The organism is Hymenobacter wooponensis, from assembly GCF_004745865.1.
In the GTDB taxonomy this organism is placed as follows: Bacteria; Bacteroidota; Bacteroidia; order Cytophagales; family Hymenobacteraceae; genus Hymenobacter; species Hymenobacter wooponensis.
This window is the reverse complement of sequence record NZ_SRKZ01000001.1, coordinates 1,258,012-1,272,432: the sequence shown is the minus strand read 5'-3', so window position 1 is coordinate 1,272,432 and position 14,421 is coordinate 1,258,012. Positions and strand designations below refer to the sequence as shown.

General features: G+C 56.4%; 12 protein-coding genes and 1 other RNA gene. 3 read left to right on the top strand and 10 right to left on the bottom strand.

Annotation, left to right across the window (positions count from 1 at the left end):
* Positions 1 to 134 precede the first annotated feature (134 nt).
* Both dnaX and EU557_RS05295 read right to left on the bottom strand, forming a co-directional pair.
* Complete coding sequence (gene dnaX, locus EU557_RS05300; RefSeq protein ID WP_135529349.1) at positions 135 to 2,330, bottom strand: DNA polymerase III subunit gamma/tau; 2,196 nt, start codon at positions 2,328 to 2,330, stop codon at positions 135 to 137.
* 60 nt (positions 2,331 to 2,390) lie between these two features.
* Positions 2,391 to 3,149 (bottom strand): helix-turn-helix transcriptional regulator, encoded by a 759-nt coding sequence (locus EU557_RS05295; protein WP_135529348.1) that lies wholly within the window; start codon positions 3,147 to 3,149, stop codon positions 2,391 to 2,393.
* A gap of 228 nt (positions 3,150 to 3,377) precedes the next feature.
* Between EU557_RS05295 and EU557_RS05290 the strand changes: the two genes are divergently transcribed.
* Positions 3,378 to 5,549, top strand: a complete 2,172-nt coding sequence (locus EU557_RS05290; RefSeq protein WP_135529347.1) for a prolyl oligopeptidase family serine peptidase — start codon at positions 3,378 to 3,380, stop codon at positions 5,547 to 5,549.
* A gap of 219 nt (positions 5,550 to 5,768) precedes the next feature.
* Positions 5,769 to 6,138, top strand: a transfer-messenger RNA (tmRNA) gene (ssrA, locus tag EU557_RS05285).
* Positions 6,139 to 6,277: 139 nt separating this feature from the next.
* Here ssrA and EU557_RS05280 read toward each other — a convergent pair.
* Together EU557_RS05280 and EU557_RS05275 are read right to left on the bottom strand one after the other, a co-directional pair.
* Positions 6,278 to 6,658 carry a cupin domain-containing protein gene (locus EU557_RS05280; protein WP_135529346.1) on the bottom strand — a complete coding sequence of 127 codons (381 nt, stop codon included), beginning with the start codon at positions 6,656 to 6,658 and terminating at the stop codon, positions 6,278 to 6,280.
* 324 nt (positions 6,659 to 6,982) lie between these two features.
* Entirely contained in the window at positions 6,983 to 7,579 is a 597-nt protein-coding gene (locus EU557_RS05275) for an FMN-dependent NADH-azoreductase (protein WP_135529345.1), read from the bottom strand.
* Positions 7,580 to 7,814: 235 nt separating this feature from the next.
* Between EU557_RS05275 and EU557_RS05270 the strand changes: the two genes are divergently transcribed.
* Complete coding sequence (locus EU557_RS05270; RefSeq protein ID WP_135529344.1) at positions 7,815 to 8,183, top strand: winged helix-turn-helix transcriptional regulator; 369 nt, start codon at positions 7,815 to 7,817, stop codon at positions 8,181 to 8,183.
* Between the two features lie 125 nt (positions 8,184 to 8,308).
* Here EU557_RS05270 and EU557_RS05265 read toward each other — a convergent pair whose 3' ends face one another.
* The 6 genes from EU557_RS05265 to EU557_RS05240 form a co-directional block, all read right to left on the bottom strand.
* Complete coding sequence (locus tag EU557_RS05265) at positions 8,309 to 9,643, bottom strand: NAD(P)/FAD-dependent oxidoreductase (protein ID WP_135529343.1); 1,335 nt, start codon at positions 9,641 to 9,643, stop codon at positions 8,309 to 8,311.
* A gap of 343 nt (positions 9,644 to 9,986) precedes the next feature.
* On the bottom strand, positions 9,987 to 10,352 hold the full coding sequence (locus tag EU557_RS05260) for a hypothetical protein (RefSeq protein ID WP_135529342.1): 366 nt from the start codon (positions 10,350 to 10,352) through the stop codon (positions 9,987 to 9,989).
* 37 nt (positions 10,353 to 10,389) lie between these two features.
* A complete protein-coding gene (uvsE, locus tag EU557_RS05255; protein WP_135529341.1) occupies positions 10,390 to 11,316 on the bottom strand; it encodes a UV DNA damage repair endonuclease UvsE in 927 nt (308 codons plus the stop codon).
* Between the two features lie 163 nt (positions 11,317 to 11,479).
* Entirely contained in the window at positions 11,480 to 12,121 is a 642-nt protein-coding gene (locus EU557_RS05250; protein ID WP_167855093.1) for a carboxypeptidase-like regulatory domain-containing protein, read from the bottom strand.
* 190 nt (positions 12,122 to 12,311) lie between these two features.
* On the bottom strand, positions 12,312 to 12,986 hold the full coding sequence (locus EU557_RS05245; protein ID WP_135529339.1) for a hypothetical protein: 675 nt from the start codon (positions 12,984 to 12,986) through the stop codon (positions 12,312 to 12,314).
* 180 nt (positions 12,987 to 13,166) lie between these two features.
* Complete coding sequence (locus EU557_RS05240; RefSeq protein ID WP_135529338.1) at positions 13,167 to 14,414, bottom strand: metallophosphoesterase; 1,248 nt, start codon at positions 14,412 to 14,414, stop codon at positions 13,167 to 13,169.
* Positions 14,415 to 14,421: the final 7 nt, after the last annotated feature.

Sequence of the window (14,421 nt, the reverse complement as noted above, 5' to 3'; positions counted from 1 at the left end):
AAGTGCGAAATTTTGCGTATGAGAAATGGGGGGGTAATAGCTCCGTTTTGACTTACATAAAGAAGCCCACCTCTCAGATGAGAGGTGGGCTTCTTTGCACAGGTTTGATGAGCAAAGTAAGCCTGTAGAAGTGGCTAAAAATCGGCGTCCAGCCCCAGCCGCTGCTTCATCTCGGAGAGCATGGGGTACTTTTCCATCAGGTACTCCAGCTTGTCGGAAGAGGTGTAGAGCTTGCGGCCAGTGTCTACTTGTTCGCTTACCTCTACTTGCACGTTGAGGCGGGGGTAGCCAGTGCGACGGCGCAGCTCACCCAAGAAGCCCGCCCGGAACTCGTTGAACTGATCTTCCTGCACCGGATTGTCCACGCGAAGCAGGATTACGTGCTGCTCATTGGCGCGCACGGGACGGTTGAGCACACTGTACTCACTCATGCTGTTTTGCTTGCGCTCTTCCAGCAGTTCTGCCCATACGCGCTGCAGCACCTCATCATTAACAGGCGCTAGGCCAGTAGTAGGGCCGCTGGGCTCACTATCAACCAGTGCAGCCTTACCGGCGGCCTGCTGCTCCATCTGGGCCTTCAGAGCATTGAGGCTACCTAAGCCCGGAATCTTGCTGCCTAGGCCTATGGGTTTACCTGTGGGCAGCCCCGGGCGGGGCGGGGGCAAAGGTGCAGCTGTTACGGGCGTCTGGCCGGGCTCGTGGCCAGCTACGCTAGGCCTGCCAATCTCCACGTGCGGCACCGTGTCGCGCAGCTTCTGGGTGGTGGGGGCAACCGTAGCGGCTTCGTTCTCTATGCTGGGTGTGCTGTGCAATTCTTCCACACCGCTTTCCACGGGCACAATGGGCTCGGGGTCGGCGGGAGCATGAGCGAGTGGCCTAGCCGGCTCAGGGGCTGGGCTGGCTGCTGCCACTGGTGGGTTAGCCACGCCGTTACCGTTAGCAGAGGCGTAAGGAGCAGGTGCTTCGGCTGTGCCCGTAGTGCTGAGCAGGCCATCCGTAGCCGGGGCGGCGGCTGGCGCTACGCTACTTTTTTTTTTCGCCTCGCCGTTATCTGACGATGCCCGTGGGGTGCTGGTTGAGGTGGGTTGGGCATTGGCCGCGGGGCCAGCGCCCATGTCGCGGGCAAACTGCACGGCGCCGTTTAGGTAGGCCAGCTTCATCAGCATCAGCTCCACGTGGAGGCGCTGGTTTTTAGCCTGCTTAAACTCTCGGTCGCACTGGCTTACCAGGTTCAGGGCCGAAAGCAGGAAGGCCAGCGGCGCGGCTTGGGCCTGCTGCACGTAGCGCGCCCGAATGTTGTCGGATACCTCCAACAACTGCACCGTCACGGGGTCTTTGCACACCAGCAGGCCGCGTAGGTGCTCGGCCGCCCCCACCACAAAGTTGTGCAGGTCGAAGCCATTTTGCACAACCTCCTCCAGCAGCAGCAAGGTCTGCGACAGGTTTTCCGTCAGCAGAGCATCAACGAGCCGGAAGTAGTACTCATAATCCAGAATGTGTAGGTTCTGCACTACGTCCTTGTAGCGCAGATCATGACCTGAGAAAGTCACCATCTGGTCGAACATGCTCAGGGCATCACGTAGGCCACCGTCAGCCTTCTGGGCCAGCAGGTGCAAAGCGTCATCCTCGGCTTTGATGTGCTCCTGCGTAGCCACGTAGCGCAGATGCCCCCGGATATCATCGACCCGAATTCGGTTGAAGTCGAAGATCTGACAGCGCGAGAGGATGGTCGGGATGATCTTGTGCCGCTCCGTGGTGGCCAGAATGAAGATGGCGTAGCTTGGCGGCTCTTCCAGCGTTTTGAGGAAGGCATTAAAGGCCGCATTCGAGAGCATGTGCACCTCGTCGATGATGTACACCTTGAAGCGACCCTGCTGCGGGGCGTAGCGCACCTGTTCCACTAAGCTCCGGATGTCCTCCACCGAGTTGTTGGAGGCTGCATCCAGCTCATGAACGTTGAACGAGGCGTTTTCCTGGAAGGCCCGGCAGGAGCTGCACTTACCGCAGGCTTCCAGCTCAAAGGGCGTATTATCCGGGTCGGCGGCTTGCTGGAGCACATCGGGTACAATCTCGGGCTGGGCTTTCAGCAGCTCCGAAACTGGCCGGCCTTTACGCACGTGCTCCTCTACAAACTCGCAGTTGATGGTCTTGGCTAGAATACGCGCACAGGTGGTTTTACCCACTCCGCGCGGACCACAAAACAGAAACGCCTGCGCCAGATGCTGGGAGGCAATGGCGTTCTGCAACGTGGTGGTAACGTGCTGCTGCCCAACTACGCTGCGAAAGGTAGCGGGACGGTATTTCCGGGCCGAAACAACAAAATTCTCCATAAGTCCTGGCTACAAAGATACCCCGAAAAGCCGGGGTTTGGAAGCCAGGCCGGTGGCTTATTACCCCGCCACCCCCAATACTCGGCATAGAGCCGCCGTGCGGTTATCCACCTCTAGTTTGGTGTAAATATTCTGCAAATGGTTTTGCACCGTCCGCGGACTGATGCCGCACACGCGGCTGATTTCCTTATCGGGTAGGCCGTGCATAAGGTGGCCTAGAATTACGGATTCACGCGGGGTAAGCTCCTGCGTAGCTTGTGTGGCCGTCGGCGGCACTTGCTGCCGCAGTTCACGCAGGGTTTGGCTCAGCCGCACGGCGGCCTGGAAGTGGGGCACCAGCAGTTGTAGCAAGGCTTGGTCGGTGGCCGTGAAATCTCGGTGGGAGCGATTAACGGCGCAGGTAACCCGGCCGTAATGTGCTACTGGCAGGCCTACTACAAGCTGATGGGTGATGGCCAGTGGCCGATAGAATTCATAATGCAGCGCCGTATCCTGAAACCGGCTAAGCGGTACCACATCGGAAGTGCGCAAGGGCTGAGCGAAGCCCTGCTCCATAATGGCCGGGAAGAGCGGATGATCCAGTAAATGCGTAGCTAGGTGAGAGAAGGTCAGCGCCGAGAACATTGCCTCCGGGTACGCCCCCAAGTGGCCTACGCGCCCACTAGGGTCAAGTCCATCAAAGCATGCCGTTTCGGCCTGAATGACTAATGCCGCTGCCTCCGACAACCGGTCAAATAACGTGGCAGGCTCCAGCTCGGCGTAGATGAACGTGATAGCCTGATTGAGGCGCAGAAAATCGGTGGTGCGGAGGCGAAACATGGCAGAGCAGATAAGGCGGCCAGGGGCAATCCAGAAAGAATAGGGTATAGGTAATATTACTCATTTTCTGGATGATAGCAGCGCGTAGCTTTGGTCTTAGCCGAGTCCAGACTAGAAATCTAGTGGTCAGCGGGCATTGCCTCCGATGCAGTGCATTCAGCCCTGAGTGAGTGGCCTACCATTGGGGTTCTACTCTGTCCTTCCACATCCTTTCCACTTTATATCCTCATGCCTAAATTTCTATGCTCCCTACTGGCGCTAGGCCTAGTAGCAACTGCCGTACTAGGCCAGCCCTCAGCACCCTCCGTGCCCGCCACTGATACCTATTTTGGCGTGAAGGTGACGGACCCATACCGCAACCTCGAAAACCTTACGGACCCGGCCGTGCAAACCTGGATGAAGGCCCAGGCCGCCTACGCCCGCCAAAACCTCGATGCCATTCCGGGCCGGCAAAAGCTCATTGACCAGATGGTGGCATTTGATAAGCGCAAAGCCACCCGCGTAACCGACCTGCGCGTGGCCGACAACGACCGGTATTTCTATTTCAAGTCGCGACCCGAAGACCAGCAGCCCAAGCTCTATTGCCGCGAAGGGTATACCGGTTCCGAAACGCTGCTCTTCGATCCTGAGACGTTCGAAGCCGGCAAGCTATTTAATATCAGTGGGTTTGCTCCCAGTAACGACGGCTCCAAAGTATCGTTTGGCATTACGGAGAAAGGAGCGGAGCTAGGCCGCATGCTCATCCTGGATGTCAAGACGCGGAAGCTTTACCCCGAACAGCTGCCGCTCACGCGTGGCGGTGGGGAGTGGCTGCCCGACAACCAGAGCATTACCTACCTGCCCTATAACAATGCCGACCTCAAAGACATGGCTGCTCGCCAAAACACTCAGTGCCGCCTGCATCGGGTGGGTACGCCGGCCAGTCAAGACAAGGTAATTTTCTCCTCGCAGCTGTATCCCAAGCTTGGCATCAAGCCTTCTGAGTACCCCTACGCGGGCGTAGACCGAGACACCCGACTGGCCTACGGCTTCTTGTATTCCGTGGACCGCTACCTGCACGCCTTTTATGCTCCGGCTGCCGCCCTAAGCAAGCCAAATGTGCCCTGGCAGACGCTGTTTCGGCCCACCGATGAGATTACCAACTTCGTGTCCGACGACCGATACATCTATTTTGTAACCTCCAAACATACGCCGCGCCAGAAACTAATGCGTATAGCCGCTGCCCGCCCCGAGGTAGCCACGGCCGAGGTGCTGGTGCCCGAAAGTGCTAATGAAGCCATCATCGACGAACAGCTAAAAACCACTAAGGATGGCCTCTACTTCGTGCGCTCCCGCAACGGCGTGCAAACCCGGCTGTACTTTGTGCCGAAGGGCTCGAAAACGGTGCGCGAGCTGAAACTGCCACAAGCGGCGGGTCGGCTGGAACTGGTAGCCAAAAACGCTCAGTCTCCGGATTTATGGGTGACTATGGGTGGCTGGGCTACTGATCGGCAGCGCTACCGCTACGACCTGGCCGGCAGCAAATTTGTGCCCGAGCCGCTGTCGTCGGAGGTGCAGTACCCGGAGTTTGCTGATCTGGTAGTGGAAGAGCTCATGGTGCCCTCGCACGATGGCGTGCAAGTGCCCCTGTCGTTGATTTACCAGAAAGGGTTGAAGCGCGACGGTAGCGCACCTACCCTGATGGTTGGTTACGGGGCGTATTCGCGGGCGATAGAGCCCACCCTGATGCCGTCGTATTTGCTCTGGCCACAGCAGGGTGGTATTCTGGCCGTGCCCCACGTGCGCGGTGGGGGCGAGCTAGGCGAGGAGTGGCACAAAGCCGGCCAGAAAACCACTAAGCCCAATACCTGGAAAGACCTTATTGCTTCGGCTGAGTATCTGGTCAAAAACCAGTACACCGCCCCCGGTCATATTGCTATCAACGGGGGCAGTGCCGGTGGTATCCTGATTGGCCGCGCCATGACCGAGCGGCCCGATCTGTTTGCCGCTGCTATTCCGGAAGTGGGCTGCCTAAACGCGGTGCGCATGGAAAACTCCCCCAACGGCCCGGTCAATATCCCTGAGTTCGGGACCATGGCCAAGGAGGATGAGGCCAAGGGACTACTGGAGATGGATGCCTACCTACACTTGCAGCCTGGTACAAAATACCCGGCCACGCTGGTTACGGCGGGCTTCAACGACCCCCGCGTTATTGCTTGGCAACCCGCCAAGTTTGCCGCCCGCCTGCAAGCCAGCACCACCTCCGGCAAGCCCGTGCTGTTCTTCACCGATTACGAAGCCGGCCACGGCATCGGCGACTCCAAGCAGAAGCAGTTCGAAGTCATGGCGGATCTGCTGGCTTTCGGCCTCTGGCAAACTGGGCAACCCGGCTTTCAGCCCAAAAGCGCCACTATGAAGTAGCTGGCAACACCTGTAAAAAGCCCGTTATGCCGAGCGCAGACGAGGCATAACGGGCTTTTTACAGGTGCTCTACCAAATTTCTAGGCCACTTTACACACCTTGCTTTTCACCGAATGAAGTGGCCTAGCGGGAACATTTTCGGCCCCAAGCAACGTTTTCTCCCTGATGTGCGTACATTCGCACCCCGCCTTTCGTGGCGGGTCTCGTTCTTTCTAAATTGGGGCTGACCGGAATTGACAGCTTGTGCAGGTCGCGAGTAAGCGTGTCGGGAGTTGGATAAATCTCCCGCCAAAAATTCATCCAAACAACAACCGGCGAGTATAGCTACGCCATGGCTGCCTAGTCTAGGTACTAAGCACTGTCATCGTCCCGCATCCGTCCTCCTTCTCACGGGTGAGTTCGGGGCGTCGTAAGTAGTAGGATAGTCCTGGGGGCGCTGCGACCCTTCGGCGAAACTAAAGCAGATAAGGACAAACCAAGGGCCTGATGTGCGCCTGGAATGTCTCGAAAATTCAAGCATAGATACACACGTAGAAAGCTCGACGGCTTCCTTGTCTGGACCAGGGTTCGAATCCCTGCAGCTCCACCCAAAAACAAAACCCGCATTTCTGATTCAGAAATGCGGGTTTTGTTTTTTCAGGCCCGATGGAAGAGGTGTAGAGACTAATCAGCCGCTACCGATGGCTCAAAATGCGAGTCAAGCGGCTTTTAGGAACTGTATTATCGTGCTATAGAGGACGGAGCTGCTCGTTCAAAGAGCGGGTCTTCTCCGTAGTAACGTTACCTGTATGTAGGGTTGACTTCTTATCTATCAGCATGATGTGGCACTCTTGCTCGGCCACGGGATTGTGCTCAACCCCCTTGGGCACTACGTAGAGGGCGCCCTCCGGCAACTCAACGGCTCCCTGCGCCAGCTCAATGCGCAAGTGGCCTTTCAACACGAAAAAGACTTCATCTTCGTGCTCGTGGCTATGCCAAGCCAGGGAGCCGTGTACTTTGGCCACTTTCACGTAAGAGTCGTCAAACTCAGCCACTACTCGCGGCGACCAGTACTCGGTGAGGGAGGCCGCTACTTGCTGCAGCGACGGAAGGTCAGTTAATGCTTGCATGAGGAGCATAGGATAGAATAGCGCCGGTTGGTGCGGTACTGCACAATGGCGGAGGGGCTAAGGTATGGTATTTCCATTGGAGCCTAAAGGGCAGAATTGCGCCCTGGGGTTATTATCAGATAAGCTGGGGAATGGTTGCTAGCAAGGGCTAATCTTAGCTAACGTGGTTGCTTAAAGCAGTCGAAAAACGACCATGTGGAGCTTATTGAAACATTACACCTGCAGTGAAAATCAAGTTGGCACTGCAGGTATAATGCTACAATAAGCTCCACAGAACGCTCTTGATTGGCAAGTCAGCTAATTACTGAATTTAGCTGGCTTGACTCAAACGGTTACGCTGTCAAGACCTTTTTGTAAGGCAGTGGACTGGAATTCGGGCAGCTTCACGCCTTCAGCGCGGGCCACGGTCACGTCGGTCATGCCCAGGAATCCCAGCATCCAGCGCAGATACGGCGTAGCAAAGTCATAGGGCTGCATAGGCCCTTCGGAATAGATGCCGCCGCTGGCAATAGCCAGGTACACTTTCTTACCCGTGATAAGTCCCTCCGGGCCGGTAGGAGTGTAGCGGAACGTAATGTTTGCCCGCGTCAGGTGGTCGAGCCACGACTTGAGCGAGGAAGTAATGGTAAAGTTGTAGAACGGCACTCCAATAACGAGAGTATCGGCCGCCATTACCTGCGCAATTGCCTCGTCGGAGTGGCGCACGGCCTCCTGCTGCTCAGCCGAACGGCCTTCGGCGGGTGTGAAGTAAGCCTGTAGGTGGGCTTCTTCAAGGTGCGGGAAAGGGGCCTTGGCCAAGTCACGTGCAACAACCGTACTGTTGGGGTGCGCGGCGGTAAGCTTGTCAATGATGCCCTGGCTGAGCTGCGTGCTGTAGGACTCGGCCCCGCGGGCGCTGGAAATGATGTGCAAAATCTGCATGAGGTGAGGGTAAATGAGGTTGACACTGTAGGGCTACCCGTCCTTGGTACATTGGCCAAGAGCAACTGCCCGTTCACTGAGTACCAAAGCGAGTTTTCTGGTACTCAGATTACCTCAAGTAATCAACCCATCCGATTGTTAGTATCTTGCCGCAACTACAGATTACGTGGCCGTAGTCTGATTACCAGTAGGTAACCAGGAACAATGGCGCTTCCTGATAGCATTCTCTACTCCTATGACTGCCCACAAACTTTCTGAGTGTGCCCTAACGATGCAGGCTTTGCGCAACGCGTTGCTGGTGCTTAATGGTAAATGGAAACTCCAGATCATTGTAGCGCTCAGCACGGGCACGCGGCATTTCCGCGGGTTGGAGCGCAGCGTGCCAGGTATCTCCACCAAGGTGCTGGCCAAGGAGTTGAAGGATTTGGAAGCGCATCAGTTTATTGCCCGCACGGTGCACCCTGGCCCTCCGGTAGTGGTAGAATACCACGTCTTACCCTATGCCCGCTCACTTGATCCCGTTATTGAGGTCTTGAAAGCCTGGGGTATGCAGCATCAGCAGCGGCTGGAAACTCTTCAGGCAGCATCGACAACTGCGAGCTAACCCAGAGCAAGAGCAACTCTTGCTCTTAATAAAGGTGATAAGGCGAGAAGAGAACTAGCTGAACCTAGCCAGTCTGCCCCAACTAACTCTTGCTTTCAAGATCTTTGCACTGTAAAGTGCCAGGCCTAAGTAATGGCTTTGTCGTCGTGTGGCTGCTCCAAGGGCTGGCTGATTCTGCTGCCGCCAATGATGGAGCGGAGGCCTTTGTCGTAGCTGAAGTAGCTCCAGCTCCAGTTCAGAAACACCGCGAGGCGGTTGCGGAAGCTCACCAACGACAGCACGTGCACAATACTCCAGGCTATCCAGGCTAGTAGGCCACCTAAATGGTATTCGCGGCCAAAGAGCTTGACATCGGCTACGGCGTGGTTGCGGCCAATAGTGGCCATGCCACCTTTGTCATCGTAGCGGAAGGGCTGCCGGGGGCGGCCAGCCAAGTGTTCGGTCAGGTTCTGAGCTAGTAATTTGCCCTGTTGCAGGGCGGGCTGCGCTACCATGGGGTGCCCGTCGGGGTAGGCTTCACTTAGCATGGCGGCAATGTCGCCGATGGCAAATATGTTGTCGTAGCCGGCCACCTGGTTGTATTCATCTACCTGGTAGCGGTTGCTGGGCAGCAAGCTCTCGGGACGTAGGCCACTAATGGGGCTGCCCGTAACGCCAGCTGCCCAAATGAGGGTGCGAGTAATGAGTTTTTCGCCGGTGTTGAGCGTAACGGTATAGCCATCATAGGACTTCACGCGCCGATTTAGCCACACTTGCACTCCAAACTGCTGCAGATACTCCAACGACTTTTGGGAGGCCTCCTTCGACATGCCCTTCAGCAGGTCTGGGCCGCTCTGGATCAGGTGTATATCCATCTCCTTGAAGTCTATTTCCCGGTAGTCGCGCGGGAATACGTGGGTGCGCAACTCACTGAGGGCACCCGCAATTTCAACTCCGGTGGGGCCACCGCCCACAATTACAAAATCGAGCAAGCTGTTGAGCTGCTCCATGTCGCCGAGCTGCAGGGCTTGCTCAAAATTGGCTAGCACGGTGTTGCGCAGCTCAATGGCATCGGCTACGCTTTTGAGTGTAATGGCGTGCTTTTGCATCTGGGCATCGCCGAAGAAGTTGCTAGTGGCACCAGTAGCCAGCACCAAATAATCGTAGCGCAGCATGCCGATGGATGTCTCCAGCAGGTGCTGCTCGGTATCAACTGATTGGACCTCGGCCATGCGGAAGAAGAAATTCTCCTGCCCATCCAGAATCTTGCGAAACGGCGACACGATGCTATCGGCCGCTAGGCCTGCCGTAGCCACCTGGTACAGCAAGGGCTGGAATGCATGGTAGTTCTGACGGTCGATAAGCACAACTTGGACGGGGGCGTGCCGCAGCTCCCGGGCCAGCTCTAGCCCCGCAAACCCACCTCCCACAATAACTACCCGCGGTTTGCCTAGGTCTTCAATCTTGGTTAAGCTATCCATAAACAACGCGGGCGCAAGTACAGTAGGGTAAGGGGAGAAATGCAGAGGGTGGGTACCAAAGTAGCACGGCTGCAAGCTAATGCATAGCACCTTACTACATAGCTCAACTGCTTACGGTGGCCTAGCGTAAAACGATACCTTTTAGGCTGTGCACAGGCTGTAAACGCTATAAGCCACTGTGAAGAAGGTTAATGGGTGGCCTAGACAAGGAGCCTCTACCTACGCCTCACAGCTAATCCTCTCAACGTAAAACCACTACTCCACGCCGCGGCCCTAGGCCTATACAGCCCAACGGCTTCTGATGCAGTGCACCAGAAGCCGTTGGGCTGTAAAACAGGGTAGGTTAAGCGTCTTGCTCTAAGTCGCCACCAGCTCTTAGCAGGAAGTCGGCTAGGGCAGTAAGGGAGGAGCGCAAGTCGCCTTGGGCGGTGGCTGCTACCTGGGTAGTTTGGCTGCCGAGCATGCTCAGGGAGCGGCCGATTGCTTTACCATCTAGGCCCTTGGCACCCACGCTAAGCATCGATTGCAGGTTGCCCAACTCCCGGTCGATGTCTTGCAGGGCCGGAATGCCGCTTTGCTGCAGCACTTCCTGCCAATCATCAATAGTAGTATTAGCTGTGCTGAGCGGAATGCTGGTTAGGCCACCCTGCAGGGCGCGGAGAGTATCGTCAAGCTGTTTGGTATCGGGGGTATTCGAGGATTTCGCCATGAGGGAAGTCAGAAAGAAAGGTCGGTAAGAAAGTGAGTTAGATAGGTAATGACTGCGGGGTGGCAGAAGTAGGAGATGCCAAGCCAAGCTCGTGCAGAATAGCTACGGCGCGCCGGGCACTAATTTCCTTGTCCTTTATCTCCAGCATGATGTCGGGGTTTACGCCTTGCAAGTGCGTAAGGAACTCGCGGAACAGCTCCTCCACCAGAGAGGATGTATGCTTGCCCTTCCGCTCACCAGGAGCCTGCGAGCTATAATCCATCATCATGGTGCCGTCGCGCTCCGGGTGCCAGGTGCTGGCCGCCAGCTGCAGGGCTTCGGACATTGGCTCGCCGTGGTTCAGGCACTCATGATGGAAATTGTCGAACAAGATTGGAATACCCACCGCCTCATGCACCCGCAGGCAGTCCTGCAGACTAAATAGCCGGTCATCGTTCTCGATAACCAGTCGGGCCGTAACGGCCTCCGGCAGGCGCCGGTACGTGTCAATAAAGCGCGAAATGGCCAGCTCCCGGTCGCCGTATAAGCCACCCACGTGTATCTGGAGCTTATGCGTGCTATTGAGGCCCATCAGGTCTAGCATGGAGCCCTGGTAAACCAGCTCCGCAATGCTCCGCTCCACTATGCCCGCATCGGGTGAGTTCAGTACCACAAACTGGTCGGGGTGAAACGACACGCGCATATTGTGCGCTTTGATGTAGTCGCCCACCGCCCTAAACTCCGCTGCGAAGTGCGTCTGCCAGGGAAAAGTATTGACGGGGTGGGAGCCAAAGGGCACCACGCCCGAGCCAATGCGGAAGAAGAGCATACCCTGGGCTACGTTAAACTCCAGAATGCGCAACAGGCAGTTCAGGTTATTACGCACTGTGAGCTCCAGGCGCTCATCGGTATAAGAAGCCAGCCGAAATGTGCTGGTAGAAGTGCAGTCCAGAGACTCGTTTACGCAAGGATAGCCGATTTTCATATATCGGCTGTACGTAAGAAATAGCGAAATGGTGAGTTTGTGAGGTGGTGAAGTGAGCTGGTGAGGAGGCAAGTGGCCTAGTATGTCATTGCGAGGACGCACGACATTCCGCGGAGTAACACTTTACTTCCTATTTCCTTAACTACTTCACCTTGTCATCGCATCACTCATACCCGCGGTTGTCCTTGAAGTTCTTGTTGTACTTCTGGCGGGCCTGGCGGGCCTTTTCGGCGTTTTCCTGGGCCTGAATCTCTATCATTTTCTGGCGTTGCTTGCCCTCCCGCGAGAACTGCTCATAGATTAGGCTGATTGGGCTACCAATAGTGGGCGTAGGCGCTTTAGGTGCCGTAGAATCGACGGGGAAAAGCGGTTTTGGCGCTGGTGGGCGCTTTACGGCACTAGTGGGGGCGGTGCTAGGCCGCTTAATGTTACGAAGGGCTTTGTTGATGGCGGCGCGGTCGGGGCGGCCCTCTGTCACGCGCACTTCGCCGAGCTGCACCGTGTCTTGCTGAAGCTTGATTTGCACGATAAGCTGAGAAAGGCCGGTGCCTCCCAGGGGCAAACGCTGCGGCTTAAAGCCTACGGCCCGGAAGATAAGCGTATCGGTTCTGGCCGCCGAAATGCTGAAGTCGCCCTCAGGATTGGCCAGTACCCCCTGGCGGTTGCGCTGAATAACAACGGAGGCACCCGGCACCGGTTTGCGCGTAGTGGCATCAGAAATGTTACCCGTCACGCGGACTTGCGCTTTAGCGGCACCCGCACCCAGCAGCATAAGCAAGAACAGCAATAGCCAGCGGCGAAACATACTATGAGTGAATCCAAATAACATCAACGCACAAACTAACGCAGACCAGGCGGTAAAATTCACTTGCAACCTACAATAAGCCAGGTTCGGTCGACGGACAAGTGCATAAGGGAGACGAAAAAAGCCCGCACCGTTGCAGGTGCGGGCTTTTAAAATGGATACTAGCCAATAAGGTGGCCTAGCGAGTTAGCTATTTGATGACGGTTTTGCCGCCGTCCGCTGGTTTGGTTTTGATAGTGGCATCATCGGCATCAATCTTCGCCTTGTTGCCTTCTGAGTCTTTCAGCTTCACGTCGCCGTCGCGCTTGATTTTTACTTTGCCATCGCCGCTGCCGCTTGCCATACCCGATTCGGTAGTGCTGCTGGTGCTGCTAGTAGCCGAGTTGCTCATGGAAGAGGAATCCATGCTGGATGAGGCCGACATATCGTCGTCCATGTACCGGTCATCCATGTACTCCATGCGGCTCGACTCATACGCTGAGTACTGCGTCGGATCGGTAAATACCGATTTCATTTCTGCATCGGAGGAGGTGTACACGTCGCGCATCGCGGCGGCCATGCCCGTGGTGTCGGTGGCGTACTTCTGCTGCAACTCGCCAATGCGCTGGCCGCGCGTGATGTATACCGTCCGGATTTTGGTGCGGGTAGCATCGTCGAGCTTCATTTTGGCGGCCATGTCGGCGGCCATGCGGTCGGCGCGGCGCTGAATAGCATCTTCTGAGTACGATGTGGTAGTCGTCGTTGTGGTGGTCGTGGTAGTACCGTCGGGGGCCGTAGTGGTAGCGGTGTCTTCGGTTTTATTCTGCGAGCACGAAGCCATCGTGAGACCTACGGCGCACGAAAGCAAAAACAGAGTCTTTTTCATGGGAATGAGAGAGTTGAGAGAGGAACTGGGAGGGAGAGAAAATTAATAATGCGAGATATACGCCTACTGTTCTGCTCTGGTTGCTACATACCTCGTAACGGCCCACAAGAAAGGCCTCCCTTCAGATGAAGAGAGGCCTTTCCGGATGATAAACGCACTATTTAAATGCAGGGGAGTGGCCTAGGCGCGGCGCAGCTCAAACACGGTAATCTCGGGCAAGAAGCCCACCCGGCCCGGATAGCCAATAAAGCCCAAGCCAGCGTTAACGTACAGGTATTGCTTACCTCGCTGATACAGCCCGGCCCACTGCCGGTAGGCATACTGCACCGGGCTCCACTTGAGGAAGGGCAGGTTCACGCCAAACTGCATACCGTGAGTGTGGCCAGAAAGCGTCAGGTCGATGTCCTCGTACTGGTGCACTTCGCCATCCCAGTGAGAAGGGTCGTGGGAGAGCAGGATCTTGAAGGGCGCATCAGATTGGGCGTGGGCTTTGGCGAGGTTGCCGTACTTCGGGAAGCCCATGCGTGCGCCCCAGTTCTGCACACCAATAATGGCAATCTTCTCGCCGTTGCGCTCAATGTGGTGGCTTTCATCCATCATCAGCTTCCAGCCAATTTTGGCGTGGTTCTGCATCAGGCGCTGCAGGTTAGCCTGCTTCGCGGCTAGGCCACCCTGGTCGGCCCAGTTGATATAGTCAGCGTAATCGTGGTTACCGAGGATGGAGTAGATCGGCAGATCGGACTTGATGCCCGCCAGCGTTTCAATGTGCTCCTCCACCTCATGGGCGTAGTTGTTTACCAAGTCGCCGGTCATGAACACGAGGTCGGCGTTCTGCTTGTTGATCATGGCCACGGCACGCTGCAGGGGCTCTTTCGACTGGAACGAGCCAGTGTGCAGGTCGGAAATCTGCAGCACCTTGAAGCCATCGAATGAAGCGGGCAGGTTAGGGAAGCGCAGCGTCACGCGCTTCACGGTGTAGTCGGTGCCGCCCTTCACCATGCCCCAAATCAAAGCCACGAAGGGAATAGCGCCCAACACCAGCGCCAGACGGCTGATAAACTCACTGCGGGTAATAGCGGGGCTCTCGGGAGAACCGCTAGGCCTATTGCCCAGGGATTGGGCGGCCCACCGCACCACGCGCACAAGGTCTTCAAGCAGCAGCGGTAGCAGAATCACAATTTTGGCCGCAATCATGGCCAAGAGCAGCCCACCGAAATAGGAGCGGAAAGAGGCGTGCTGAGTCCGGTTCATAATGGCCCAGATGCCCAGGACCCAAATACTCACGGTTAGCAGCCAGTAGATAATGCTGGCACTGCGGCGGGCCAGCGGAGTGGCGCTCTGTAGCGCAGTACGAACGGCCTGTAGGCCATACACTTCCGCCGCTACAATCAGCAGCAGAAAGAAAATGCTAGAAAGGGAACGGGACATAGTGAGG

Coding starts and splice junctions, on each gene's coding strand:
- dnaX (WP_135529349.1), bottom strand. CDS start 2,330: ATGGAGAATTTTGTTGTTTCGGCCCGGAAATACCGTCCCGCTACCTTT.
- EU557_RS05295 (WP_135529348.1), bottom strand. CDS start 3,149: ATGTTTCGCCTCCGCACCACCGATTTTCTGCGCCTCAATCAGGCTATC.
- EU557_RS05290 (WP_135529347.1), top strand. CDS start 3,378: ATGCCTAAATTTCTATGCTCCCTACTGGCGCTAGGCCTAGTAGCAACT.
- EU557_RS05280 (WP_135529346.1), bottom strand. CDS start 6,658: ATGCAAGCATTAACTGACCTTCCGTCGCTGCAGCAAGTAGCGGCCTCC.
- EU557_RS05275 (WP_135529345.1), bottom strand. CDS start 7,579: ATGCAGATTTTGCACATCATTTCCAGCGCCCGCGGGGCCGAGTCCTAC.
- EU557_RS05270 (WP_135529344.1), top strand. CDS start 7,815: ATGACTGCCCACAAACTTTCTGAGTGTGCCCTAACGATGCAGGCTTTG.
- EU557_RS05265 (WP_135529343.1), bottom strand. CDS start 9,643: ATGGATAGCTTAACCAAGATTGAAGACCTAGGCAAACCGCGGGTAGTT.
- EU557_RS05260 (WP_135529342.1), bottom strand. CDS start 10,352: ATGGCGAAATCCTCGAATACCCCCGATACCAAACAGCTTGACGATACT.
- uvsE (WP_135529341.1), bottom strand. CDS start 11,316: ATGAAAATCGGCTATCCTTGCGTAAACGAGTCTCTGGACTGCACTTCT.
- EU557_RS05250 (WP_167855093.1), bottom strand. CDS start 12,121: ATGTTTCGCCGCTGGCTATTGCTGTTCTTGCTTATGCTGCTGGGTGCG.
- EU557_RS05245 (WP_135529339.1), bottom strand. CDS start 12,986: ATGAAAAAGACTCTGTTTTTGCTTTCGTGCGCCGTAGGTCTCACGATG.
- EU557_RS05240 (WP_135529338.1), bottom strand. CDS start 14,414: ATGTCCCGTTCCCTTTCTAGCATTTTCTTTCTGCTGCTGATTGTAGCG.